Annotated in this window: 21 protein-coding genes; 5 read left to right on the top strand and 16 right to left on the bottom strand. The window is 56.7% G+C overall.

Going from position 1 to position 24,867, the window contains the following annotated elements; genetic code table 11:
* The 5 genes from VFA76_17260 to VFA76_17240 form a co-directional block, all read left to right on the top strand.
* The coding region (locus VFA76_17260; protein HZR33597.1) for a BadF/BadG/BcrA/BcrD ATPase family protein at positions 1-3,268 on the top strand (3,268 nt) is incomplete at its 5' end.
* A 157-nt stretch (positions 3,269-3,425) separates the two neighbouring features.
* Positions 3,426-3,701 (top strand): hypothetical protein, encoded by a 276-nt coding sequence (locus VFA76_17255; GenBank protein ID HZR33596.1) that lies wholly within the window; start codon positions 3,426-3,428, stop codon positions 3,699-3,701.
* Positions 3,702-3,808: 107 nt separating this feature from the next.
* A complete protein-coding gene (locus tag VFA76_17250) occupies positions 3,809-4,192 on the top strand; it encodes a hypothetical protein (protein ID HZR33595.1) in 384 nt (127 codons plus the stop codon).
* An 816-nt stretch (positions 4,193-5,008) separates the two neighbouring features.
* Complete coding sequence (locus VFA76_17245) at positions 5,009-5,803, top strand: SDR family oxidoreductase (GenBank protein HZR33594.1); 795 nt, start codon at positions 5,009-5,011, stop codon at positions 5,801-5,803.
* A gap of 59 nt (positions 5,804-5,862) precedes the next feature.
* Positions 5,863-7,518 (top strand): methyltransferase domain-containing protein, encoded by a 1,656-nt coding sequence (locus VFA76_17240; protein HZR33593.1) that lies wholly within the window; start codon positions 5,863-5,865, stop codon positions 7,516-7,518.
* Between the two features lie 33 nt (positions 7,519-7,551).
* On the opposite strand, the gene VFA76_17235 is transcribed toward VFA76_17240, so the two are convergent.
* From VFA76_17235 to VFA76_17160, 16 genes are all read right to left on the bottom strand, one after another.
* A complete protein-coding gene (locus VFA76_17235) occupies positions 7,552-8,469 on the bottom strand; it encodes a HEAT repeat domain-containing protein (GenBank protein ID HZR33592.1) in 918 nt (305 codons plus the stop codon).
* A gap of 5 nt (positions 8,470-8,474) precedes the next feature.
* A complete protein-coding gene (locus VFA76_17230; protein HZR33591.1) occupies positions 8,475-8,732 on the bottom strand; it encodes a hypothetical protein in 258 nt (85 codons plus the stop codon).
* A 36-nt stretch (positions 8,733-8,768) separates the two neighbouring features.
* On the bottom strand, positions 8,769-9,197 hold the full coding sequence (locus tag VFA76_17225; GenBank protein HZR33590.1) for a DUF420 domain-containing protein: 429 nt from the start codon (positions 9,195-9,197) through the stop codon (positions 8,769-8,771).
* The gene (locus VFA76_17220; GenBank protein HZR33589.1) at positions 9,197-10,054 is read right to left on the bottom strand and encodes an ABC transporter permease; all 858 of its coding nucleotides are present in this window, start codon (positions 10,052-10,054) and stop codon (positions 9,197-9,199) included. Before VFA76_17220 ends, VFA76_17225 begins: the two co-directional genes overlap by 1 nt.
* A gap of 23 nt (positions 10,055-10,077) precedes the next feature.
* Positions 10,078-11,085: an ATP-binding cassette domain-containing protein gene (locus VFA76_17215; protein ID HZR33588.1), complete on the bottom strand. Its 1,008-nt coding sequence runs from the start codon at positions 11,083-11,085 to the stop codon at positions 10,078-10,080.
* Between the two features lie 34 nt (positions 11,086-11,119).
* Positions 11,120-12,097 (bottom strand): heme o synthase, encoded by a 978-nt coding sequence (cyoE, locus tag VFA76_17210; protein ID HZR33587.1) that lies wholly within the window; start codon positions 12,095-12,097, stop codon positions 11,120-11,122.
* Entirely contained in the window at positions 12,094-13,005 is a 912-nt protein-coding gene (locus tag VFA76_17205; GenBank protein HZR33586.1) for a COX15/CtaA family protein, read from the bottom strand. Before VFA76_17205 ends, cyoE begins: the two co-directional genes overlap by 4 nt.
* Before the next feature lie 129 nt (positions 13,006-13,134).
* Positions 13,135-13,929: a carboxypeptidase regulatory-like domain-containing protein gene (locus VFA76_17200; protein HZR33585.1), complete on the bottom strand. Its 795-nt coding sequence runs from the start codon at positions 13,927-13,929 to the stop codon at positions 13,135-13,137.
* Between the two features lie 50 nt (positions 13,930-13,979).
* On the bottom strand, positions 13,980-17,300 hold the full coding sequence (locus VFA76_17195) for a hypothetical protein (GenBank protein ID HZR33584.1): 3,321 nt from the start codon (positions 17,298-17,300) through the stop codon (positions 13,980-13,982).
* A 10-nt stretch (positions 17,301-17,310) separates the two neighbouring features.
* Positions 17,311-18,240 carry a hypothetical protein gene (locus VFA76_17190; protein HZR33583.1) on the bottom strand — a complete coding sequence of 310 codons (930 nt, stop codon included), beginning with the start codon at positions 18,238-18,240 and terminating at the stop codon, positions 17,311-17,313.
* Positions 18,241-18,261: 21 nt separating this feature from the next.
* Positions 18,262-19,224, bottom strand: a complete 963-nt coding sequence (locus VFA76_17185; GenBank protein ID HZR33582.1) for a cytochrome b N-terminal domain-containing protein — start codon at positions 19,222-19,224, stop codon at positions 18,262-18,264.
* Between the two features lie 24 nt (positions 19,225-19,248).
* Complete coding sequence (locus tag VFA76_17180; protein ID HZR33581.1) at positions 19,249-20,391, bottom strand: Rieske 2Fe-2S domain-containing protein; 1,143 nt, start codon at positions 20,389-20,391, stop codon at positions 19,249-19,251.
* A 54-nt stretch (positions 20,392-20,445) separates the two neighbouring features.
* Positions 20,446-21,483, bottom strand: a complete 1,038-nt coding sequence (hemH, locus tag VFA76_17175) for a ferrochelatase (GenBank protein ID HZR33580.1) — start codon at positions 21,481-21,483, stop codon at positions 20,446-20,448.
* A 111-nt stretch (positions 21,484-21,594) separates the two neighbouring features.
* Positions 21,595-22,638 carry an isocitrate/isopropylmalate dehydrogenase family protein gene (locus VFA76_17170; protein HZR33579.1) on the bottom strand — a complete coding sequence of 348 codons (1,044 nt, stop codon included), beginning with the start codon at positions 22,636-22,638 and terminating at the stop codon, positions 21,595-21,597.
* A 148-nt stretch (positions 22,639-22,786) separates the two neighbouring features.
* On the bottom strand, positions 22,787-23,293 hold the full coding sequence (gene nrdR / locus VFA76_17165) for a transcriptional regulator NrdR (protein HZR33578.1): 507 nt from the start codon (positions 23,291-23,293) through the stop codon (positions 22,787-22,789).
* Between the two features lie 102 nt (positions 23,294-23,395).
* Complete coding sequence (locus VFA76_17160) at positions 23,396-24,688, bottom strand: lysylphosphatidylglycerol synthase transmembrane domain-containing protein (protein HZR33577.1); 1,293 nt, start codon at positions 24,686-24,688, stop codon at positions 23,396-23,398.
* Positions 24,689-24,867: the final 179 nt, after the last annotated feature.

The raw sequence follows: 24,867 nt of genomic DNA, 5'->3' as shown, positions 1-24,867 counted from the left end.
GTTGTACCCCGAGTGCGGCTCGGTGATCGAGCTGGGCGGGCAGGACGCCAAGATCATCATCTTCAAGGAAGATCCGGAGACCGGGCGCAAGAAGAAGCTGCCCTCCATGAATGACAAGTGCGCGGGCGGCACCGGCGCGGTGATTGACAAAATCAATGCCAAGCTGCGCATCCCGTCCGAGAAGCTGTGCGAGATGGGCTACGAGGGCCTGAAGCTGCACCCGGTGGCAGGAAAGTGCGGCGTATTCGCGGAGACCGACATCAACGGCCTGCAGAAGCAGGGCGTGCCGCCGGAAGAGCTCATGGCGTCGCTGTTCGAGTCCATCGTGCAGCAGAACCTTTCTGTCCTCACCCGCGGCAATACACTCCGACCGGTGGTGCTGCTGCTGGGTGGCCCCAATTGCTACATCAAGGGCATGCGGGACTGCTGGAAGCACAACATCCCCAAAATTTGGGAAGAGCGCAATTATCCGCTGCCTGAAGGTGTGGATCCCAAGGAATTGGTTCGCACGCCGGACAATGCGCAGTACTTTGCCTGCATTGGCGCAGTCGAATTCGGCAAGCAGGAAGACCCCGGGATTGGCGTTTACCAAGGGTTTGAGAAGCTCGAGTGGTACATCACCGAGGGCCGCGCTATAGAAAAAGCCAAGAAGGGCGGCGGCCAGGCTCTCGCCAAAGACGACACCGAGTTGGCGGCGTTCAAGGCGAAGTACCAGAAGAAGAAATTCATCCCGTCCACCTTCCAGCCCGGGCAGGTGGTGGAAGGCTTCATCGGAATTGATGGCGGCTCCACCTCCACCAAAGCCGTTCTGGTGGACAAGAACCGCACGATTCTCTGCAAGACTTACCAGCTCTCGCGCGGCAATCCGATTGAGGATACGCAAGAGGTGGTCGCCAAAGTGGCCAAGCAAGTCACGGATTCCGGCGCTACGCTGAAGATTCTCGGCGTAGGCACAACCGGGTACGCCAAGGACATTCTGAAGGACGCGGTCGGCGCAGATGTTGCGCTGGTCGAAACCGTAGCCCACACCCAGGCTGCGCTGCACTTCTATCCCGATGCCGACGTGATCTGCGACGTGGGCGGGCAGGACATCAAGATCATCATCCTCAGAGATGGGCGCGTAAAAGACTTCAAGCTGAACACGCAATGCTCCGCCGGCAATGGGTACTTCCTGCAGGGCACCTGCGAGTCGTTTGGTTTCAAGGTCGAGGAATTTGCCGATATCGCATTTGGCGCCAAGTCGTTTCCGCAGTTCGGCTATGGTTGCGCTGTGTTCATGCAGTCGGACATCGTCGATTTTCAGCGCCAGGGCTGGAAGCCCGAAGAGATCATGGCTGGGCTGTGCAACGTACTGCCGAAGAACATTTGGTTATACGTCTCGCAGATTCCCAACCTCTCGGCCATCGGGACCAAGTTCATCCTGCAGGGCGGGACGCAGCATAACCTGGCGGCGGTGAAGTCGCAAGTGGACTTTGTTGAATCGCGGTTCAAGGGCAAGGACGTAAAGCCTGAGGTCATCGTTCACCAGCACTGCGGCGAAGCCGGCGCTATCGGCTGTGCGTTCGAAGCCGTACGGCTTTGGGAGAACGGCAAAGAGAGCGAGTTCATCGGCCTTGATTCTGTCGCATCCATTAGCTTCACGACCACGCGCAATGAAGATACGCGCTGCTATTTCTGCAAAAACAAGTGCCTGCGCACCTTTATTGATGTCACGACAGTCACGCCGAATCCCAATTACAAGCCACCGGTGAAGACCAAGGTCCCGTTGGCGGCTGGAGCCCAACGCCTGATCATCGCCACCTGCGAAAAGGGCACAGTCGAGAACGTGGACGAGATGCGCGTCATCAAAGGCAACATTGACGCTATCAAGAAAGAGAACCCCAACATCGTTGAGATCGCGGCCAAGGCTGCGTTCAAGAGCTTTGAGCCCTCAGTCGTTGCCGATCCGCTGCCTAAATTCGCCATCACCGCAGCCCAGAAACGTCGCATCGAGCTGATGAAGAAGCGCGCCGACCTGAAGATCGGCATGCCGCGGGCGTTGAACATGTATTCGTGCGGGCCGTTCTTTACCGCGTATTTTGAATCGCTGGGGCTGAAACCGGAAAATCTTTTCTGGTCCGACTTCACCAACGAACAGCTCTATAAAGAGGGTGCCAAGCGCGGTGCCATCGACCCCTGCTTCCCCTCGAAGGTCGGAATCCCCCACGTTCACAATCTGCTTTACGCCGTGCACCCCAAGAAGAAGCTCGACGTCATCTTCTTTCCTATGATCGATTCGCTGCCCAGCTTCCTGAAGCACACGCAGGCGAGCCGCGCGTGTCCAACAGTGACCGCGACTCCGGCCTCGGTGAAGGCGGCCTTCACCAAGGAAAGCGATTTGTTCAAGGAAAAGGGCGTGATCTGGAAGGACACATTGATCGCGCTCGATAAGCTTCCGGTCGCGCATCGCCAGATGTATGAAGACTGGAAAGATATCCTGGGCTTGGCCGAGGAAGAGAACTATCGCGCCTGCCAGCAGGGTTTCAATGCGTTGGACAAGTTCGATACTGACGTCATGCGCAACGTCGGCCGTGAAACCTTAAAGAAGCTCGAGGCTGAAGACCGGCTGGGAATCGTGCTGCTGGGCCGACCGTACCATCACGATCCCGGCATCAATCACGAAATTTTGGAAGAATTCCAGAAGCTCGGTTACCCTGTCTTCTCGCAGGATTCCTTGCCCATTGACGACGACATCATCTGGAAATTGTTCGGCGACGAAGTGAAAGCCGGAATCATCCAGCACCCGCTCGACGTCACCGACGCATGGAAGAACTCGTATTCCGAGAATACTTCACGCAAGGTCTGGGCGGCGAAGTACGTGGGTCGCCATCCGAACCTGGTGGCGCTTGAGCTTTCCAGCTTCAAGTGCGGGCACGACGCGCCCATCTACACCGTGATCGAAGAAGTGGTCGAGCACACTGGCACGCCGTACTTCTGCTTCAAGGACATTGATGAGAATAAGCCGACTGGGTCGATCAAGATTCGCGTCGAGACCATCGGCTACTTCCTGAAGCGTTATCGCGAAGACATGGTGCGCGAGAAGCAGAAGAAGGTCACGATCGATGAGCAGTTGAAGAAATTCGAAGAGCAATTGCGCGCCGAGCTGGCGACGGCGGAGAAATACAAATATGCCGAGCGTCCGGCGTCTGAAAGCCTCATCCAGATTGGCAACTTGCCGGTCGGCGGGCAGTCTGAAGCGAACGAATTGGTTGAAATGAGCGGCGATTAGCAACGTCTGAATACTGGCCCGGCGCCCAACGCCGGGCTTTTTGTTTGTCTACGGAGCTCACGCCGGAAAAATTGATGGTAGAGACGTAGCTTGCTACGTCTTGCTGGCGGCTTTCGATACAATAGACTCACTTCGGCTGGACGGTTCAGTTATGGCAATGGAATCTGATAAAGTGATGTTTGAGATTTATCGCGAAGCCGCATACACCGGCAAATACCGCGTGGTGTACTTCACCGAACTGAACGAAAATAACAAGGAATTCGAGATCAATCGCGCCCTGTCAGGGGAGCACTTTTACGACGGCTTCATCAAGAATTACCGCAAAGAAGAGGCCAAGGACATCATTGAAGGCCTATTAAAGCGCATGAACGACGGCGAGCGGCTTACGCCTAAAGACGTGGAGCAGGCGTTAGAGCAGTTTATTCCTGTTTAAGTGCAGTACTCAGTTCCCAATACTCTGTACCGATTATCCAGACTTCCTGACAACTTAGTACCGGGGTACTGAGAACTGGGCCACCCCGTACTGTATAATTTGCACGAATGGCGACCGAACCTGGGACCACGACCAAAGCGCCCGGCATGGTGCCGGACGAGATGAAATTTGAGCCCCGCTCCAAGGGCATCGATACCGTCCGCAAGAAGAAACCCAAAGAACTGGCTGTCATCACCGAGTGCTGCACCGGTTGCGCCGGCTCACCTGCCTGCGTGGAATATTGCCCGGTAGAAGATTGCATGTTCTGGGTGCCGGACGAAGACCATCCGCCGTTCGGCCGCATCCAGGTGGATCCAATCCTCTGTATTGGCTGCAAGAAGTGCACCAGCAAAGGTCCCGACGGCTCATTTCTTGATGGCTGCCCCTGGGATGCTATAGCTATGGTGGACACAGTCGAAGTCGAAAAAGAAGTCGGTGTGATGCCTTACTGACGGGCAGCGTTCAGCGCTCAGCCAAATCAAATCTGCAATGCACGCGTGGGCACAGGCGCCTCGCCTGTGCGGGCGAGCGTAGCTCGCCTACTTGCTTTCAAATGTTCTCTAATGCGCTCTCAGAACCGGGGGGGCGGTTCCGAATTCTGTGTGGGTAACGGGTGTTGGAGGATTCAGTCAGAGTTTCGCGATCTGCGCCGCATAACCGGTTCAAGGCATACACAGGAAGTTTTGAACTGAGATCAATTCGAGTGGTGACTCGTCTCCTAGTCGATCCGAGCGGGCCGTCGCTGCAGCGCCGTACGCCTGCGACTATGCGCTACGACGGAATTGGTTGCTCTCTTCGAGCCGATAAGAGCTGGCTGGGCTTTTTGAAGCCAGTTCGCCAATTTATGTGGATCGAAGCGGATCGCGCCAGCGACTCGGAAAGAGGGAGTCTCCCGCCTGCCGCCATCTTATACTGATTGAAAACTAGGGACGGCTAGAAGGCAGCGTTCTAACCAGGTGAACTACGTCCCCTATGACGAAGATACAAGATTGTTACGCTCTTCATTGTACCGTATCAAGCGAGTTATGCCGCGCCTGCGGGCGTATTACGGATCGCACAGAGGTACCCCTTATAACTCTGATCAACCGGTTGGTTTGAGCCGGCGCCAAAAGACCATGCAACACTTTCTTACTGCACTCCTCCCTGTTTTCCACAATGAGAAATGAACGAGGGCTAAGTTGTTCTAGAACACGAAATGTGCTAAGCTCCGCCAGCCCGTTGGGGGTGGAAGCAGATTTCTAATACTGAAACCTCCATTCCAAGAAACGATGAGTATGGAAGTTCAACGCTCAACGATTGTCATCACTGGCGTTACCCGCGGCCTTGGCCGTGCCATGGTGGACGAATTTGTCCGGCTGGGACATAAGGTTCTTGGCTGTGCGCGGACAAAGATTGGGATCGAAGAACTCATCCGAATGTACCCAGAACAGGATTTTCAGACAGTGGATGTCGCTTCAGATGCTCAAGTCCAAGCCTGGGCTGAGCGTCTTGTAAAAGAGTATGGAGCGCCTGACTTTGTACTCAACAACGCGGCTGTCATCAATTTCAAGGCACCGCTATGGGAAGTCGACAGTCAGGAATTCTCGGAAGAGATCGATATCAACGTCAAAGGTGTCGCTAACGTCACACGGCATTTCGTTCCATCAATGATGGCCCGCAGGAGCGGGATCATCGTCAATTTCATTTCTCGGTGGGGAACCCAGTTCGAGGCGCACATGGCACCCTACTGCGCGAGCAAGTGGGCCGTTGTGGCACTTACCCACGTGCTCTCGGAAGAGCTAAGGCCTCAAGGGATATCGGCTGTGGGCCTGAACCCCGGTGTTGTGAGGACGGGAATGTTGCAACAGTATTTGGGTGGCGTCAGTGGAACCGATATGTCCACCTATCCCACGGCGAGTGAGTGGGCAACAACTGCCGCGCCGTACATTCTGCGGCTGTGCCTCAACGACAGTGGAAAGCTACGAAATGTGTTTGAGCCGTCACTAGATTCACCCATCTACCCGTGCGCTAAGTGTGAGGATGAACTCTGCACTACGAATGACGAATCTGAGGCTAAGCAATGAGGAACGTGTATCGCGCGACTAGACCAACCTGGTCGCAGATGGGTAAGGCGGAATGGAGAGTGATCCTCATTGCAAGCATTCTTGTAGCGATAACAGGGCTGCTCGGAGATTTTGTCGTCGACCATAAGGTTCTGCATATGGAGCCTCCAGGCACGTTGACGGCCTATAGTGAGGTTGTGGCACATGGGCTGTGGTTTCTTGCTGAGACAGTTGCAATTACCCTCCTCTGCGTGTTGCTGATCAATTTCTACAAAAATCTGAACATCGGCTGTTACCCTACCACGTTCTTGTACAGCTTCATCCTGCCCGCAACTTCCAACCCTAGTGGCAAGTCCCAGGTGGTCGGCTACTGCCAAGTTGCACCGAATACCCAATCGGGGGAATTTGAGATTACAGGCGCGTCATATTCCTGGGAAGCCGGGCACCCGAATACTGATGGTCGCGTGCGATTCACGTCTAGCAAGGTTTACGGTAGCAAAGAAGAGGAGGAGACGACCTGCCACATACAATTCACCGTACATCCAGCGGATGCCCAGAAGCGCTTTTACGACCACGGCCTTTTACTATTCCGGCTAGACAAAACTGCACACCGAAAGGCGGATGAAGGCTCAGGTATATATGCGGGCTTCTTGCAGGCAACGTACAAGGATGCCGAAGGTCGAGACGTTAACGTGCGATCCGAGGGTTACGCAGAATGGTACAGCAATACAAAGACTAGCCCGACCGATCTGGAATCTACGCTACGAGCGCGAGGCAATGGCCTTGTTGCCCAACTCGAGGCGATGTTAGCGGCTTCGCCTCAGCCAACACTCTGGGAAGAGATGCGCGAGAAAGAGAAAGACTACATGGAAGAAAACGACTGGGGTATTAAAATACCAACTCCCCAATCGATCGCACTCAACCCCCAGCTCAAACCTTACATCGATAGGCTGCTTTCGCAGATGCTCTCTTTGTGTGGGCTGCAAGAGCCTGCAATAGGTGATTTCAAAGCGCGGGCAGAGCACGAAGCAAGAGTTAACCGATACGATACGCGCGTCGCGTACGAGCGAGAACTAAAGGCCGGTTTAATTGGAATGGTAAGAGAAACGAGCCTCGATGACGCCCTTAGTCGCAGAGCCGAAACAATCAAGGCCCAAATAGAGCCCTACTTGGAGGGCGACTCCTTACTCGATATCGGATGCGGTAACGGCATGGTCGCAGACTTGATAAAAGACCATTTCACAAAAGATGAAGTACAACTCGTAGACGTCAAACGGTACCTGCCGTCGCGCTTGCGACGACAACTTTCCTTCACAGAGTATCAGGAAGGAGAGCCACTGCCCTTCAGCAAACAATTTGATACTGTACTCCTTTTGACAGTGCTTCACCATTCGAGGAACCCCCGAAGACTCCTGAAACTTGCGTGGGGCATCACGGCAAAAAAACTGATAATCATCGAGTCCGTTGTCGGTATTCATGTCTTGGTGAAAAATGCCAAGTACGAGCTAGTGAACTCGCCTATTGAAATTCAAGTTGGGTACGCTGCTTTTGTCGACTGGTTCTACAACCGAGTACTCCATAACGACGTGCCGGTTCCTTATAACTTCACGACCCCCGAAATGTGGAAATCTGAGTTCGAGCGAAATCATATGAAACTTGCGCATACAATCCATCTCGGTCAGGACATAGACATAGGCCCTGAGTACCACATCTTGTTTGTGCTTCAAAGGGGATGACCAAACTGCGTTCGCGTTGATATTATGAAGACGTCAACGCTCAGACCTTGCTCTTCCACGGATGGCTTCCTCCGTCAGCACCGCCTGCTGGCGGACGCGTTCGGGCATGCCCTCGATCTGGTGCTGATAGGGAACAATCGCAGGTATGTCTTCGGGAGTTCCTATCACGTACAGCGCGCGCAATGCTTCCCAGACCTGATCGGCGCCGGGATCGAGGATGCCCAACTCGGCTCCCGCATAAATGTCATCTCCCTGTGCCACCGAGATCGACCGCAAGCGTCCAGTAAAGGGCGCGCGAGCTTCGATAGTCCGATCGCGAGCCTGAAGTTTCGCCACTAACCCATTTTGATGAATCATCGCTCCGGGCTTGGCCAAATCGAGCACCCGGCCGCTTTGCGGGGCAGTTATGTGGGCAGGCTGCAACAGAAAAACGATTTGCTGCCGACCACTGGCATCGCCAAAACGCACCAGGGCCAGCGCGGCGTTGCCGCGGACGGTGGGCGAAGGATCAGCCAACAGCTTGAGCAGTGCCGCATGGAATTCAGGGACGGAACTGTCCTGACCCATGGTCCAGGCGTCAGCGCTGCGGATTTCTTCTGAAGGATTGGCGGCCAGGCTCACCAGCGCGGGATACCATTTGCTCACAGACGGCTCGTGGCGTGCCATGCGATCGCCAATTTGCAGCACCGCGTGCTGAATGTGGCGCGGCTTCTGCACGTCATGCAGATAGCGGTCCATCTGTGCGTCCGAGAGCTGGCGCCCAAACCAGGTGTTCCACCAGAAGAGGAACGGCATGAGCACGATCAGCCAGGCGGTCAGGAAGAAAAGAATGCGGCTGCGCAGCGACATGCGATGCCGCCGGCGCGGCACGGGTGTTTCGGACGATTGGGCTGTGGAAGGTTCCGGCTGCGCGCTGTTTGCCTGCGAGACGCTGGAGGGATCAGCTGACATAGAAATTAAGCTCGCTGCGACTCCTCAATCACGTCAGCATCCAGCACGCGCTCCTGTTCCAGATAATGCGAAACGGCATATTGCGCCATCAAGGGAGTGGTCAGCCGGATCTCAGCTCCAATCCACTCGCCTTTCCCATGGGGCGCACCCGGTGCGTGCCGGCAGGGGCCGCTGCTGCCGAATTCTGGGCCGAATGCGGCACTCTGAATCTCGCCGAACGGCTTCAGCGCTCGCCAGGCCTCGTCCCCGCGCGTTCCGGACACATCAATCTTCAGCCGAACGATAGACGTAATCTTCTCCTATGCGGTGAACAGGTGGTACAGCATCACATAGATCACCACGCCCGTGACCGAGACGTAGAGCCAAACCGGAAACGTCCAGCGTGCGATGGCGCGATGTCGGTCAAAACGTCCGCGCAGCCCGCGACTCAGCGTAATAATCACCAGCGGCACGATCACTGCCGCCAGGAACGTGTGCGAAAACAGAATCGCGAAATATACCGGCCGAGCCAGGCCGTGCCCGGGAAATCGCGTGACTCCCACGTGATAGTGATAGTAAAGATACGAAACTAGAAACAAGGTCGAGCAAATTACCGCCGCAATCATTATCGCGCGGTGTGCGGTAATCTGGCCCCGCTTGATGAAACCACGCCCCACTAAGATCAGCACTGCTGTGGTGCCGTTGAGCGTTGCATTGATAACCGGAAATATCGCGTACGCGCTCGCCATTATGCAGCCGGTTTAGTGGTGCGGCGATTGGCCATCGCGAATGCCAGCAGAAACATCGCCGTGGTAAAGCCCACCAGCACAAGCAGGGAATATGACAGCGTCAGCTCGGTAGTAGTGGCGGGAAACAACAGGCTTCGCAGGGCCTCCACGCCGTAGGTGAGTGGATTGAGGCGCATCAACAATCGTAGCCACCCGGACGCGCCACTCAGCGGAAACAGCGCGCCTGAAAGCAGCCACAACGGAATCAGGAACAAATTAATGACGGCGTGAAATCCCTGCGTCGAGTCCATTGGCCAGGCGATCGCAAATCCCAGTGCGGTCAGCGAGAACGAAACCAAAAACACCGTCAGCACCACTAGACCGAGTCGCGCCGCGGTAAAATGCACGCCCACCGCTGGCGCGAACACCAGGAATATGAGTCCTTGAACAGCCGCTAGCGTAGATCCACCTAGAACCTTGCCAAGAACAATGGCCGAGCGCCGCACCGGCGCAACCAGCACCGATAGCAGAAATCCCGCCCGCCGGTCCTCAATGACCGACATCATGGCGAAGATGGAAGTGAAGAGCACGATCATGATGAGCGCACCGGGATAGAAATACTCCAGGTAGTGCTGCTGGCCGGCAGAACCGCCCGAGCGAAACGAACTCCCAAAGCCTGATCCGATAACCACCCAGAACAGCAGCGGTGAAAGAATCACTCCCACCACCCGTGTTCTCTGGCGGTAAAAGCGAATGATCTCGCGCCACCAGAGCGAGAACGCCGGCAGCATGGTCAGGGTGCGCGCGCGGGTGCCGCTGGCGGGCAAAACAGCCCTTCGCGCTGCTGTACGATCCGCAATGGTGCTCTGGGTGGCCATTTCAGGAGACTATGACATCAATTCTATCGCGCTTCGACGCCGTTCTGGTCAGTCCAGAAGCGATGCCCGGTGCGGTGAATGAACACATCCTCCAGTGTCGGTTTGCTCACCGAAACCGCCTGAATGTCGCCAGGAAAAGCCTCCACCACATCCGTGATAAACCTGTGGCCGTTTTCCCGTTCAATCCGCACTTTGCCGCTAATAACCGAGGCTTCCAAACCGAAGCGCGCTTTTACCCGCTCGGCCAGCGCTTCTGGCGCCTGGGCTTCCAGCACGATCACATCGCCGCCGATTTCACGCTTCAACTCCGCCGGTGTACCAAGCGCAACCAGTTTGCCCTGGTTCATAATCGCCAACCGGTCGCAGCGTTCGGCTTCTTCCATCAGGTGCGTGGTCACCATCACTGTGACGTGCTCTTCGTCGCGCAGTATCCGCAGATATTGCCACAAGTCGCGGCGCGCGCCGGGATCAAGGCCGGTTGTCGGTTCGTCCAGCAGTAGGACGGACGGATGGTGCAGCAGCCCCTTCGCGAGCTCCAGCCGGCGCTGCATCCCGCCAGAAAAGGTTTCGGCCCGTTCGTTGGCGCGGTCAGACAAGCCTACACGGCCAAGCATCTCCTGGATGCGCACGCTCAAGCTGGCTCCACTTAAACCATAAAGGTGTCCCTGATGGCGCAGGTTTTCTGCCGCTGTGAGCTTGATGTCTATGCTTTGTGCTTGGAATACAACGCCAATTTGCCGGCGCAGTCCGCCGGGATCGCGAGCCGAATCGCGACCCATGATCACGGCGTGGCCCTCGGAGGGAAGCATGAGGGTTGAAAGAATGCGAAACAGGGTCGTTTTCCCGCTGCCGTTCGGGCCGAGCAATCCAAACAACTCGGCATGGCGCACCTCGAAGGAAACTCCATCTAACGCCGCGCGCCCATCATAGCGATGGCGAATATTCTCCACCGTTATGACTGCCGCACCACTTTCGGAAGAGGCTGCCGCGATCTTCTCCGGAGCAAGCGCGAGATTGTCAGTGGAATTCAAAGGCACATGCCATTCTATCGTGTGCGTGGACAATCTAGCGGGCGGCGGTATTGATCATCATCAAAGCGAAAAGCAGTGGCAGGTAGAAGACGGTCGCTTGCAGCAGCTCCCGGGCGCGTGCTTTCGACCGGCCAACAGTGGGCGGCAAACCCTGTCTCGCCAGCCGCAGTCCGAACCAGAAGAGGGCCAGGCCAAGCACCACCGCGCCGACCAGATAAATCTTTCCTGACATCCCCAGAAAAGCAGGGGCCATGCTCACCGGAATCAACGCGGCGCCGTAAACCAGAATTCTCCGCGCCGTGGATTTTCCGTCTGCCTCCACCACCGGCAACATGCGGATCGCACCCCGCTCATAATCTTCCCGATAGAGCCACGCAATAGAGTGGAAGTGAGGGAACTGCCAGAAGAACACGATCCCAAAAAGCGCCAGCGCTTCCCAATCCAGACGGCCGCGGGCTGCCGTCCAGCCTAGAACGCCGGGCATCGCGCCGGGGAAGGCTCCCACAAAAGTGCAGATTGGGTGCACTTTCTTGAGAGGTGTATATACGCCGAGATAAATCGCGGATGTTGCCAGCGCCAACGCACCGGTCAGCGGGTTCGCAGCCACGGCCAAGTAGGCCGCACCTCCCAGCGCCATCAGAATGCCGACGATGGTGCCATGCGCCAGGCTCATCCGCCCTCCCGGAAGAGGCCGGATCGCAGTCCGCCGCATACGACCATCAACGTCGCGCTCCATCACTTCGTTGAGCGCCGCTGTCCCGCTCGCCACCAAGCCGATACCTAGAAGAGCATGCAGCATTCCCCATGAAAGGGAAGTGACGCCTGACTTGAATGCGCCGAAATAAAACCCGCACCATGCCGTCATCACCACCAAACTTGTGACGCTCGCCTTAATGAGGTCGGCATAATCCTGCATCCGACCCATCACCCCCGTTCGCGAGGGGACAAGCGCCGCGGGCACGCCAGCGGACTCAGCAGATCGGTTTGGAAGTGATTGGGTGGCGCTGCTCATGCAATGACAACCTTCCGCGTTTCGTTTTGTACTTTGGAATTTGCCAACGACGACGGCGCACGTACCCCGCTCAAATATCTCCAACTCTGGAGCGAGAGTATCAGGGTTGTAGCCAAAACCAAGGCGCCCACCGCCACATGGGCCACCGTGGAGACTACCATGCCTGCTCCCGGTTGCACAGCATCTTTTCCCCATTGCACTCGGGTGAGGTACGCTGCAAATCCAAGCGATAGTTGCACCGCTAATAATCCAAGCAGCAGCAATGCCGGACGCCTCAGGGACCCGACTCCCGAATAGCTGGAGAGCACCCGCGTAATCGTCCACAGCAGTAATACCGTAACCACCACTGCACTGATCAGGTGAGGCAGCAGCTTAATCCCCGAATGCCGAAAGCCCGCGCCCAGGACCAGTTGTAAGTACACCGACGCCACTGCCAATGTGCTCAGCATGGTCAGACCAGGTCTGCGGTCTTCAATCCCCGTTGTTTCTGAAGGCTCTAACCATTTCCTGCCGGTCACTACAGCCAGCACTACAACAATGCAGAAGAAAGTCTGAGCTAACGTGGCATGCGCGGTAGAGACCCCTGACGGCAAATAATAAAGCACGGTAATACCGCCCAGTATCCCCTGCGCGATTACTGTTCCCAATGCGATCACACCCAGCTTCCGCACCCAGGAGCGCTGCTCAACTCGCCACGTCCAGACCGCCAGAATGATGGTGAGCAGTCCGATGAATTCTGCAATCATCCGGTGCGTATGCTCAAACCTGACTCCGCCCACCATAGGCGGCAGCTTGTAAATTGAGCCAAACGATGTCGGCCAGTCAGGAACCGAGAGCCCAGCATCATTGCTCGTGACCAGCGCGCCGGCGATTAGCAGCAGAAATGTCGCCGCGGCCGTAAATACCACAAAGCGATGATGGGCTGGGTTGAAATATGTTGCTGCGGATTTCAGAACATGCTCCCTGGTTGCTTACGAAGAAAAATCGAGGAATGGGCCGCTGCCATGGCCCATTCCCCATTACAGGTTCGGCGAGCGTTATCGTCCGCCAGCGCCCGCGCCACCAAAGGTGAAGTCCACCGTCTTGGTGTCCTTAGGTGCGACCGTCACCTTCATCTCTTGCGGTCCAAGCTTTTCCTGGACAGCCTCTAGAGTGTAATTGCCCGGCGGTAAGCCTTTGATTTCGTACTTGCCATCCTTGTCCGTGACCGCGAAGAACGGGCTCTTGACCACATTAACGTACATTTTCATCCAGGGATGCTGGTTGCACTTGACCGGCAGCATGATTTCCTGACGCGCGAAGCTCTTGTTGATGGGGGCAGCCTTGGGCGGCTGCGACTCATTCCACTCCTGGTTTGACTTCGGCGTGGGATGAATATTGTGCGTCGTAGCATCGCTGTTCACGATGTTGACTGGTTGCCCGACCATCACTCCCAGAACGTGCGGGTGATAGCGGCAGCCTTCCTGGTTTATCTCAATCGCCTGTGTGGGCGTGTCGAAAGTACGGTCTCCAAGTCCGTCCTTCACATAAACAAATACGTTTGCCAGGTCGCTACCGTTGGCCACAATGTTCTCTGCTGTGTTCGTTCCTTTGCATGCAGGGTCCTGGCTCATATCAATCTTCTGCGGCTTCGGGGCCGTGCCGCTGAACTTTACGGTCCCGTTCACGGTGGCTACAGTGTTCGGATCAATGGCCGTGCCAGCAGCTTTTGTTTCAGCTCCGGAACTTTCCTGCTCCTCACTGGTCTTTTCCTTCTTGCTACAACCGGCAAGCAGAACGGTCCCGAGGAACGCAATCAGGCCCAGCATCGCTATCCAAGCTCTCTTATTCATGATGTCGCACCTTTCAGTTAAGTATTCATGGGCAAACAAAACCCTACATTCTACCGCGAACGCGCTGATGACGCAGCCGCCGCGGCAGTGTTGCTGGATTGAAGTGTTGATGCTCGAGTGCGGTGCCTTCCCACCTTGCGCTTGTTGTGGGCGGCTCCTGAGTTGTTCGATGTCTTCTTCGCTGGAGCTGCCGATTTCGGCATCGCCGCCGAGACTCGCCTCTGTTCCTCCGGCGTCAACTGGAAGATATAGCGCGTGAGCAGCTTGTTCTGGTCCTGCTCATATCCCTGGAAACTCGGCGGTGTGGGACCCGAGAACACCCAGTGCCCCTTGTCCTGCTTGAACAGGCCCGAAGGCATAGACGTGCCCGGACTGATGGCCTGCGGATCAAGCAGCCACTGTTCGGTCCATCCCGGCTTCAGCCGCTCCTTCGCCAGCAGGAAGTTGGGCGCGGTGGCGAACTGGTCGTGTCTCGGATCTCCGGTCGCGTGACATTTCAAACAGGGCGCAGCGTTGCTGCTGAACAGACTGCGTCCCATGTCTGTCTCTTTAGCCGTAAGCGCAGGCATCCGCTCCGGAATATAGGGCAGCGGCTGTTTGGAGAGCGCCTGGAAGAAGCGCACCAGTACCCGTAGTTCGTGGTTCGAGAAGAAGAACGTGGGCATGTGCGCCTTCAGGTAAGGCCGTACGCCGTTGCGGTTCGTATCCGTGCTGCTGAGCGCCGGATTGCTCAGGAATTGCCTCAGCCACTCCGGATCCACGCGCGCCCCCTCGGTCAGCAACTTGGGAGGAAGCTGCTCTTTCCAGTCAGGATCTTGATATCTCTGCATCCCCATCAAGATGGTCTGCTGGCCAGGATAGAACTGATGGCATCCCATGCAGTTGTACTTCTTAACGATCCACCACCCCTCTTGAATATCGTGGCGCTCGTCCTGCGGACGGTATTGGTAGCTAACCGGCAATGAACTCTCCTGGCTGCCCAGAAGGAACGTAGTCAGTGCCCGGATCTGCTCCTTGGTCAGGTGCACATTCGGCATGCGCAACTTTTCTGTCTCAGACTTGATCAGGCCCTTGTCGAAGACGTTCGGCTCCGCCAACTTGTGCTCGAAAAAGCCCTTGTGCTCATACCACGGCTCTTTCGCCGGGCCTTCGGGTAGACGGGCGCGATCTTCGGGATCAGTGATCGGCTCGCCTTCGCCGCGCTGCGCCTTATCGGTAAACAACGCGAAATCGAGTCGCTCCAGCGGTTTGCTGCCCTCTGTGGTCAGCTCGGTTCCGATACGCCCCTCGGTCTCAAATCCAGAAATCTCATGGCAGCCGGCACAACCGAAGTGGCGCACCCACTTCGCGCCTTCGGCCTTCAGGTTCGGATCTTCCATGTAAGAAGCATCGGGATACGAGCTTGGGTCCTGCTTCTTCAGCGTGACCAGGTAACTGGCCACATCCTGCGCGTCCTGCTGGCTAAGCCGCAGGCTCGGCATCACGGTCATGTTCTCAACTTGAAGCTCGTGGCCATCGTTTGGGCAGGTGCTGTGCTCGAAATCGAATTGATAAGGCAGGCCGTGCTTGGCGTAATCTTCCGGCCCAATGTCCTTCTTCTCATACGGACAATACGGGCGCGTGCGTTCGCGGGGGTTGTGTACCCAGCGGACGAGGTAATTGAAATTGTCTTTCTCACCTACGCGGGTCAAGTTCGCAGCAAATGTTCCGCCTTGCAGCTGGTCGCCCTCACCAACTGAGTGGCAAGCTAGGCAGCCGCGGGTTTCAAGCAGTTCCTTGCCATGCGCGGCATTCCCCGCAGTGGCCCTTGGCAGCGGGTCCTTGAGCGCGCTTTGCCAGATGTACGCAGAAATCGCCCGGATTTGCTCGTCGCTGAGCCGGAAGTTCGGCATCTTGGTGGTTGGGCGGAAATCCGTAGGTTTCTTCAACCACACCGGAATCCAGTTCCGGTTCAGCTTCAGCCGAACGTCTTTCAAATTCGGCCCGATCTTTTTCATGTCGCGCATCAGATCGCGCGAGCGCAAATCAAGCTGCCGTATCTGAAGGTCAATTTTGCTATTGCCCACCCGCAAGCCTTCGGCTCGCGCATACAGCCGGTTCGCTTCCGTATTGTCGCTGGCGGTGTCAGCTTCCTTGGTGGTGGCGGCCGCTAGCTTGAAGTTATCTTTCTTCTGCTGCTCCAGCTGTTTCAACTGCTGGCTGATGGCGCTTAGTTCATCCGGTTCGGTGTCATACCCCTGGTAGCGGTGGCAGCCCATGCAGCCACGCTGCCGGAAAAGGTCCTTCCCTTCGCTGATCACCTGCCCGACGTCCCCGCTGATCAGCACCATGTCTGCCGCGTGGCAGGTCTGGCATCCCGCCTCAACATTCTGCTTGGCAAATAACGGCCACAGCCAGTGCTCGTAATGGCCATGTGCTTTTTCAACACTTGTGGTTCCGCGTCCGTTCCCACCATGGCAAGGAGAACAGCCGAACTTTTCAGGATCGTGAATCTTCAGTAAGTCCTCTTCTGGATGGCTGACAAAAGCTCGCGCGTACTCGTCCGGTTTGTGATGCGGAGTTGACATGACCGCCGGTGTGATTTTGAGCGGTTCACGCGCCCCCATGTGACACGATTCGCAGCGGTCCACAATGTTCGCATCCGCCACGTTGATCTGCATGATCCTGGGGTCCCAATCCGCAATCTTGTTTTGCAGTCCCCTGATCTGCTCGGGTGTCAGCGTGGTCATGTGGTCGGAAAGATATTGGTCGAGTTTGGTCTTGGCCTCGGTAATGGGTTTCAGCAAGTCGGCAAGTTCCGCGCTCAGCTTGGCGCGCTCATCTTTGAGGCCGTTGTACTCCTCTTCTAATTGGGCGAAGTTGTACTTCTTCCGGCTGCCATTGGGGAACTCAACCGTGAACGGTCCCTGCTTCCACTTGTCGAGGTCTTGCTGCTTGCTGCGCTTGCCCGAGGCGCTGGTGTCGGTCTCGATCGAATACGTGACCGCGTTGGCATAGGCGCGCTTATCAGTGAATACGTTTTGGACGGCCAGGATCTGCGCCGAAAGGTCGCGCAGCTTCTCATTGATTTCCTTCATGCGAGGCGAAGCCTGCTTATTTGCCGACTCGTATGCTTGCTTCAAGTTCACGTAATCGGGGCTCTGCTCGACTTCTTTCTCTGAGTGCGAGGAAGTTGACCGCGCCGTCTTGAGGAAGGCCGCATAGCGCTCTTTGAAAACTCCCTGATAGTGTTTCCAGGGACGTTGCCCATAGGCTTCATCCCACATGGCCCAGAACAACGTGGCCATCAGGATGACGGTCGCAATCACGTAATAGGCCGCGTACGACCGGCTGGTTATCGGATCGTCTTCGGGGATTGGCAGCTCCGGCACCCGGGCCTCCTCAAATGTTGAAGTACGGCGTGATCCAAACGTACTTAATGTGCATCGCTAGCCTGAGGATCATCTTGATCGGCAACGCAATCATCGTGAGCAGGAAAAACACCATGAACGAGTACTGCAGCAGGCTCATGCGGCGCCAGTCCCTGGGCTGAAGCCGGCGAAAAAGCGCGAAAAACGCCAGTCCGCCTCCCAGGTAAAATCCGCCCACGACAACAGCGCCGAAAATTCCCTTGCCCAGGTTGCTGGTAATGCCGAACAAATCGGGCAGGTCGCGGTTCACCTCGTAAATGACGCGGCTATGGTCCCAGGTCTGTCCCGGCCAGAACCACTGCCAACCCGGCCCACGTATGAAGGTCCCGATCAGGATCATCGAAACCCACAGAAACAGAAAACCAAAGGCAAACGTTCCGATCGCAAAGCGCCGCTGCCTCAGCGTGTAATAGCCGCTGCCCATGGGATTGGTATCAATGTAGGGAATCGCCATCAACCCCACGATGATCAGCGTTGGCATCACCACGCCCGCGATCCATGGGTCAAAGTAGACCAACATTTCCTGCAAGCCCAGAAAGTACCACGGCGCTTTCGCAGGGTTCATGGTGACGTTCGGATTCGACGGCTCTTCCAGCGGGGCGTTCAGAGTGATGGACCAAACCATCAAAACCGCGCTGACGATAATTGCCGCAAGAAATTCAATGCGCAACAAGAACGGCCAGACGTGAACTTCCTTTTGCCATCCCGGCCGGAACGGCCACGTCTTGCGATGGTGGATCTTGGCGAGCGAAGGATTGGTTTCCAGCTCAGCAATAAGCTGATCGTTTGCACGACCTTGCTTGACTGCCATCCACGTAAAAATGATGAGCAACGGAACCAGCGCGACAATCGGAACATTGTCAGGGGTTGACGCGATCTCCCATAGCTGATGCCAATCCATAATTCCCCCAGAAATCCGGAACTATTTGCGCGGCTCTTTCACTTCCGACTCCAGCATCACCGGAGCTGGACCGGAGATACCGCCGTCCTTCCGTACCCGCCAGAAATGCACGATCATGAATACGGAAATCACAATCGGAATGCCGATGCAGTGCCATATGTAGGAGCGCAGCAGAGCATTAGCATCCACGATTGAGCCGCCGAGCAGGCCGAATCGTATGTCGTTGTACGGAGTCATACCCAGCTGGTGCCCGAACGGCCCTTCATGTCCGAGCAGCGGAGTTGCTCGCGCCATATTGGTCCCCACCGTAACCGCCCAAAAGCCGAGCTGATCGTCCGGCAGCAGGTAACCGGTGAACGAGAGCAGCAGCGTCAGCACTAGCAGGATGACGCCCACATTCCAGTTGAACTCACGCGGCTTCTTATAGGATCCGGTAAGAAACACGCGATACATGTGCAGCCAGACCGCGATCACCATCAAGTGGGCTGCCCAGCGATGCATGTTGCGTAGCAGCTTGCCGAATGGCACATCATGTTCCAGATACAGAACGTCACGAAATGCCTGCACCTTGCTGGGATGGTAATAGAACATCAGTAGGACGCCGGTCAACGTGAGCACGAAGAACAGATAAAACGTGATCCCACCCATCCCCCAGGTAAAGCTGTAACGCACAGCGTCCCGGTTGATCTTCGCCGGATGCAGATGAAGAAACACATTCGAGAGCACGCCCAAGGCGCGATTGCGGGGCGTGTCGTCGTGCTTGTGGCGAAAAATCGAGGTGAATATCTGGGTCTTGGTGGGATCTTTAACAATCTCCACCTGCTCTTTAGCCTTGGCCGGCATTTCGGTGGTGAGGACTTTCACATCCTCCTTCACCCCTGCAACCACTTTGGTCAGAACTCCGCCAGCACCGTTCTTTCCGTTCTGGCCGGTGTTGCTTCCGCCCTGCCCGTCGCCTTTTCCGTTTTTGCTCTCTTCAGCCATAGTCGCCTCTGGAATCTCTACTCGCTATACCGATAAGTAAGCCCCTGGATCGTTGAATTGGCTTGGCTGCCCTTTGGGCCATGAATACAAGCGCGAGGTGTCCACCAGGATTTGCCCATCGGGAGCGATCTCGATATGTGCCCGATCCATGGGACGGGGCGCGGGACCTTCGAAGTTGATGGCCTCATTGTCGTAGCCGCTGCCGTGACACGGACATTTGAACTTGTTCTCCGCCGGTTTCCAGTCGGGCGTGCACCCCAGGTGCGTGCAGCGCGCGTAAATCACAAAGAGCCGCTCCGGTGTGCGGTCCACCCAGATCCGATACTTCTGCAGCCACTTCTCATCAATCCCTAAGCCGTAGTCAGATGATGTGCCAATTTTGAATACAGTGGTTGGTTCGAATAGTGTCCGCGGCAGGAAAAACCGAAAGAACGCGATGAACCACGCGCCTAGAAAAGCGGCCACCGCGCTCCACACCAATCGGCGGCGGGCCTGATCAACTTCCGTATTACGCGGTCCTGCTGAGGCCAGCCCACCTGCCGCCGCTGCCTTCGAAGTTCCCACGGCGGGGGTGCCTACATACCGGGTGGCCTCACCGCTACGTGCCGCTGCGCTCGCTGCAGAGGCAACCACGGCAGGCGCCGCAGGGGCCGCCGGTCGCGCTGCGGGAGCGGCTGCCGTTGTAGCAGTTGTGGCGGCAGCAGCCGGAGCGGCCGCCGGGGCTTCACCCGCGAGGGCCGCCATTTCCGCCTCCGTCAATAGCGTCTGCCCAGTCCGCTTGCGGCGCGCCTGTTCGGCTGCCACTGCCGACTTGCTCCACTTCGGATACGAAGCCAGAAGCGACTTAACCGTCTCCGTCATCCCAGGACCCGAAGCAGCACTTGCCGCGGCGGGAGCCGCAGCGGGTGATGATGTGGGCGGTGCAGCAGGGGCCGAAGCAGCTGGGGACTGTGCTGCCGCTGGCGCGGGCACGCCATCTCCTCGCTCCCATGGCATCGGCTCGCCTGCCCTCAGGGCGGCCATGTCTTCTTCGCTGAGCAGTGGCAGACCCGACCGCTTGCGATAAGCCTGCTCGGCCGCTATCACCGAGTTGTTGGCCGGTTTGCGCGGCCAAGGTGGAAGATTGCCAAGCACGCCGCTCATGGTCTTTGTTTGCCCATCTGACATCCGTCGTCACCCCTTCGTCGGTGCTGCTCGTAATGGCAACTTGAGAGGATCATGTCAGTCAGCCGCCACCAGGTGCTCCGTAGCGGCTTCGATTTTCTGATCGGCGGCGTCAGCAACGCCGACCGCGTTGGTCACCAGCTCCCTCAACCCAGCTATAAATTTGGGTGAATCGTTCAATCCTGCCGTCATCTCAAACTGCTCGATCCCTGCTTTCATCGCCTCAGCCCGGGCTTCGTGATCAATTTCTCCCAAAGTTTCAACATGGTCGGAAACGAAGGAAACCGGTATTACGCAAATATGGCGCACGCCATCGGCAGCGAGTTGCCGCACTGTGCCGCGTAGCGAGGGCTGCAGCCACTTGCTGGCGCCCACTTTGCTCTGATAGCAGAGCCGGTGCCGGTTTCGCCAGCCGCCGCGCTGCATAACCAGCCGCACTGTTTCTTCGATCTGCTGCTGGTACGGATCGCCACCTTCAATTACCGCCAGCGGCACGCCGTGGGCGCTGAACACTAGCTCCGGCTGCTCCGGGTCAACAAACCGCGCGAGCGCTTCTTCGACGCGTTCGATGAGCGCATCCTGGTAAAGCTGGTTACGATAAAAATCTTGAATCGTGTAAACCGGAATATTGCTGCGGAAAAGCCGCCTCCACTCCTTCAAGCTGCTTCCGGTTGTGGTGCTCGAGTATTGCGGATAGAGCGGCAGCAGCACAACCTCATCTACCCCGGCTGCTTCGAGCGTTCGGATCGCCTCGCTGGTGAACGGGTGCCAGTAGCGCATGGCGGCTACACATTTTGCAGTAATCCCATTCCGCGCCAGCGCTTCCTCGAGCGCTTGCGCCTGCAACTCTGTGAACCGCCGGATAGGCGATCCACCCCCAATCACAGAATAGTGATGGCGGACTTTCTTCGCGCGCGTGGCAGAGATTACGCGCGCCAGGGCTTTTCGCCCCACCCGGGCGAAGGGAAAGTCAATAATGTCGGGATCGCAAAAAAGGTTATATAGAAACGGCTCAATGGCTTCCAGGGAGTCCGGTCCCCCAAGCTGGAAGAGCACTACGCCTACGCGCCGGGTTTTTCCAAACGTGTCCCCCACAGGTTCCCAAAAGCGAGAAGTGATGTTACTTAAAATCAGAGCAGCCCGTCAATCGTGAGCCTGTGAGAAACGGTCTGTGAGAGACTGCCGTGGCTGGGAACTCTGGAGATCTTAGAAGCGAGTGGCTTGCGCGCTCGCCTCGCGGTCCGTGTGTTCTTCCATCGCCTCGATCACGGAATCGGCGAACTCCGACGTACCGGCTTTGCCGCCCACATCTCGAGTAAGCTTTTCGCGCTGGCGGTAAACCCGTTCTAATCCTCTTTCTACCCGTTTCGCAGCCTCATCCTCACCCAAATGGCGCAGCATGAGGATTCCGGAGCGAACCAGCGCCGTGGGATTGGCCATGTTCTTTCCCGCAATGTCTGGGGCCGAACCGTGTACCGCCTCGAAAATCGCACACTCGTCGCCAATGTTAGCGCCCGGCACCAGTCCCAGACCTCCCACGAACGCGGCGCACAGGTCGGAAATGATGTCTCCATACAAGTTCTCCATCACCAGCATGTCGTATTGGTAGGGATTCATCACCAGCTGCATGCAGGTATTGTCCACGATGTGCTCACCGTAGACGATCTCTGGATAGTGCTTGGAAACTGCGCGCGAAGACCGCAGGAACAGTCCATCCGACATCTTCATGATGTTGGCTTTGTGGATCACGTGGATCTTCTTGCGCTTGTGCTTGCGCGCATATTCAAAGCCGAATTTTGAGATCCTTGTGCACGCCTTCTCGGTGATGATCTTCAAGCTCTCCACCACTCCGGGCACAACCTCGTGCTCGATGCCGGAATATAGGCCCTCGGTATTCTCGCGGATAATAATGAGGTCCACATCCGGATAACGCGTCGGAACATGCGGCAGGTTGCTGATGGGCCGGAAATTTGCGTACAGCTCAAACTTCTTACGCAGTGCCACATTGATGCTGGAGAACCCTCCCGCGATCGGCGTCGTCACCGGCCCTTTCAGCCCTACGTGCGTCCGCTCAATGGACTCAATCAGCTCCTTAGGCATGTACTCTTTGTACTTTTCGTAAGCATCCGCACCGGCCTCATGGCGTTCCCATTCGAACTTCACTCCAGTGGCTTCGAGGATGCGCACTGCAGCCTGCGTGACCTCAGGCCCGATCCCATCGCCGGGAATTAATGTGATCCGGTAAGCCATTCACATCCCTCTTTGAGTTTAGAGGTTCACCGCCCAACGCAGCTGCAGAGTCCCTCTAAATTAGATGTATCACGAATGAGTTTGGCGGCGAAGTGCCCGAAGGACGGTGTCTGAATATTGGGCTGGCTGGCCGACTGTCCGGCCGCAATCACGCTCTGGCGCCGCTCTTGGCTTTGGGTGGTGGCGCTGGCGGGGTCCCTTCCTTGCTCTTGAGCAGGTCTTTCAACTCGGTCATGAACTCCTGCACGTCTTTGAAATCAAGGTAAACCGACGCGAAGCGCACGTAGGCCACCTTATCAATCTTGCGTAGGCGGTTCATGATGAGCTCGCCGATCTCGCTGCTTTTGCGTTCGCGTTCGACCGAGTCAATGACGAAGCTTTCGGTCTCGTTGACGATTTGCTCCAGCCTGCCCATGGATACGGGGCGCTTCTCGCACGCCCGCAACAAACCGTTCAAGACCTTCTGACGATCGAATTTTTCCCTGCGGCCGTCCTTCTTGACGACCATATAAGGGATTTCGTCTGTGCGCTCGTAGGTAGTAAACCGCTTGCCACACTTCAGGCATTCGCGACGACGGCGAATGGACTCGCCCTCTTTGCTCTCACGGGAATCTACTACTTTGTCGTTGATGAAGCCGCAAAAGGGGCATTTCATGCGTGCAGGCGTTGTCCTGGTCGCCGTTGGTTAACGATGCATTTTAACAGGCTCACCCGGTGATACTTGCCGGGTAAGAGAGGGCGATGGCCCAGGGAGCGGTTACCGTGAATAGGGTGTTGTGTCCTGTGCCGGCTCTTGTTCTTGGTCGCGCTCTTCTCGTCCTGCCTCTTTTTCCACTTTGCGCAGAGACACGTGCTCGTGTCGAGCAAACGCCAGCCCGATAGGGATGACCGCCATAAATGTGACCAGCCACAGCAGCATGCCGCAACTTACAGCCATTTCCGGAGGAATTCCGTAGATCACTTGCAGGGCGCTGATGACCGCCAACTGGCTACCGCCGCCCACCGCCGGCAGCTGCACCACTGACCCAATCATGCTGAAACCCATGAGCAGCAGCACATGTGAAATATCCATGTTGCTCAGGTGCGGGCGGTCCCCGATCTTCTTCAGGCGCTTGCCCTTGCGCATCAGCCATATGTCGCCCTTTTCTTCTTTCACCTTGAATCCCTTGGCCTCAAGCGCGGGTTTCAGGTCCGCGAGAACATCCTCATCCAGCGGTAAGCCGGCGTACTCCGGTAGGTCCGCAAGGCGGGCGGTTTCCACGTCCAGAGCCGGTGGGCCTTCCTCCGTGACCCCGGGAGGAGGCTCCGGGGGATAAGCGTGGGCGACCTCGCGATAACCGAGCGCGATCAGAAACCAGATCAGCAGAGATAGCGCGATCAGCTTCAGCAATGACCCGGTGCCGCTGATGGTGTTCAGGCCTTCTCCGAATGCACGTACCTTCTGGTCAACATGGTGAGCCAGGTTGGAAGAGATACGCGCCGTGTTGCGGTGCAGGAATGCTGCCACTTCTGGCCCGCGCCTCCGGATCATGACCGCGATTACGGCGGCCAGCGCCACCAGCGCGCACAACACCACCGCCGCAAGCCGGAACTTCCCGATGTACGGGTTGGACTGGATCTTCGCCGAAAAGAAGACATCCACCGCCATCAATATTGCGAATGCGCCGATATCGAAAATCCGTTCGACCGTCCATACTCCGATCTGAGAGGGAACCGATACCTGCGCCTTCTTCGCAATCAGGTAAGGGCGAATGAACTCTCCCGGGCGTCCCAGCAGCGCCAGGCCCGTAAAACCAATAAAAGTTGGGGAAATCAAGTCCTTGGCCGGCACCTTCCGTACTGGTTCCAGAAAGACTTTCCACCGCACTGCCCGCAAAACATAGGTCAGGTAAATAAGTCCCACGGCGGCTGCAATGTGCAGCGGATCTACATGACTGGCAGCGCTGAACTTCGCCCAATCGAACGAGCGCCAATGCTGCACCTGGAAATAGACGAGCAAGCCCAGGATTGCAACAATGACGGCCGTTGTGACTAAGCGCTTCTTGCTCATGATTACGTCTGTTATTGGTTCAGGGACAAACCACCAAAGTAAATGAGGGGGTGTTGCAGGTCAACGCTGCTGGATTTATGGTAGTGCTACAGTTCGAAACCAGCGAAGCGCGGCCCATACAAGAAGTCAGCGGCGTAGAATGGGGAGCATGGCCTACCTAGCGTTCTGGCTCATCTTGG

The organism is Terriglobales bacterium (assembly GCA_035651655.1).
Lineage (GTDB): Bacteria > Acidobacteriota > Terriglobia > Terriglobales > Acidobacteriaceae > DASRFG01.
The sequence above is the reverse complement of the archived record's forward strand: the minus strand, read 5'-3'. Positions and strand labels throughout refer to the sequence as shown.

What these genes read in the sequence shown, in the direction of transcription:
- VFA76_17180 (HZR33581.1), bottom strand. Translation starts at nt 20,391, where the DNA reads ATGTCAGATGGGCAAACAAAGACCATGAGCGGCGTGCTTGGCAATCTT.
- VFA76_17245 (HZR33594.1), top strand. Translation starts at nt 5,009, where the DNA reads ATGAGTATGGAAGTTCAACGCTCAACGATTGTCATCACTGGCGTTACC.
- VFA76_17255 (HZR33596.1), top strand. Translation starts at nt 3,426, where the DNA reads ATGGAATCTGATAAAGTGATGTTTGAGATTTATCGCGAAGCCGCATAC.
- VFA76_17190 (HZR33583.1), bottom strand. Translation starts at nt 18,240, where the DNA reads ATGGATTGGCATCAGCTATGGGAGATCGCGTCAACCCCTGACAATGTT.
- VFA76_17250 (HZR33595.1), top strand. Translation starts at nt 3,809, where the DNA reads ATGGCGACCGAACCTGGGACCACGACCAAAGCGCCCGGCATGGTGCCG.
- VFA76_17185 (HZR33582.1), bottom strand. Translation starts at nt 19,224, where the DNA reads ATGGCTGAAGAGAGCAAAAACGGAAAAGGCGACGGGCAGGGCGGAAGC.
- VFA76_17170 (HZR33579.1), bottom strand. Translation starts at nt 22,638, where the DNA reads ATGGCTTACCGGATCACATTAATTCCCGGCGATGGGATCGGGCCTGAG.
- VFA76_17235 (HZR33592.1), bottom strand. Translation starts at nt 8,469, where the DNA reads ATGTCAGCTGATCCCTCCAGCGTCTCGCAGGCAAACAGCGCGCAGCCG.
- nrdR (HZR33578.1), bottom strand. Translation starts at nt 23,293, where the DNA reads ATGAAATGCCCCTTTTGCGGCTTCATCAACGACAAAGTAGTAGATTCC.
- VFA76_17225 (HZR33590.1), bottom strand. Translation starts at nt 9,197, where the DNA reads ATGGCGAGCGCGTACGCGATATTTCCGGTTATCAATGCAACGCTCAAC.
- cyoE (HZR33587.1), bottom strand. Translation starts at nt 12,097, where the DNA reads ATGAGCAGCGCCACCCAATCACTTCCAAACCGATCTGCTGAGTCCGCT.
- VFA76_17220 (HZR33589.1), bottom strand. Translation starts at nt 10,054, where the DNA reads ATGGCCACCCAGAGCACCATTGCGGATCGTACAGCAGCGCGAAGGGCT.
- VFA76_17160 (HZR33577.1), bottom strand. Translation starts at nt 24,688, where the DNA reads ATGAGCAAGAAGCGCTTAGTCACAACGGCCGTCATTGTTGCAATCCTG.
- VFA76_17200 (HZR33585.1), bottom strand. Translation starts at nt 13,929, where the DNA reads ATGAATAAGAGAGCTTGGATAGCGATGCTGGGCCTGATTGCGTTCCTC.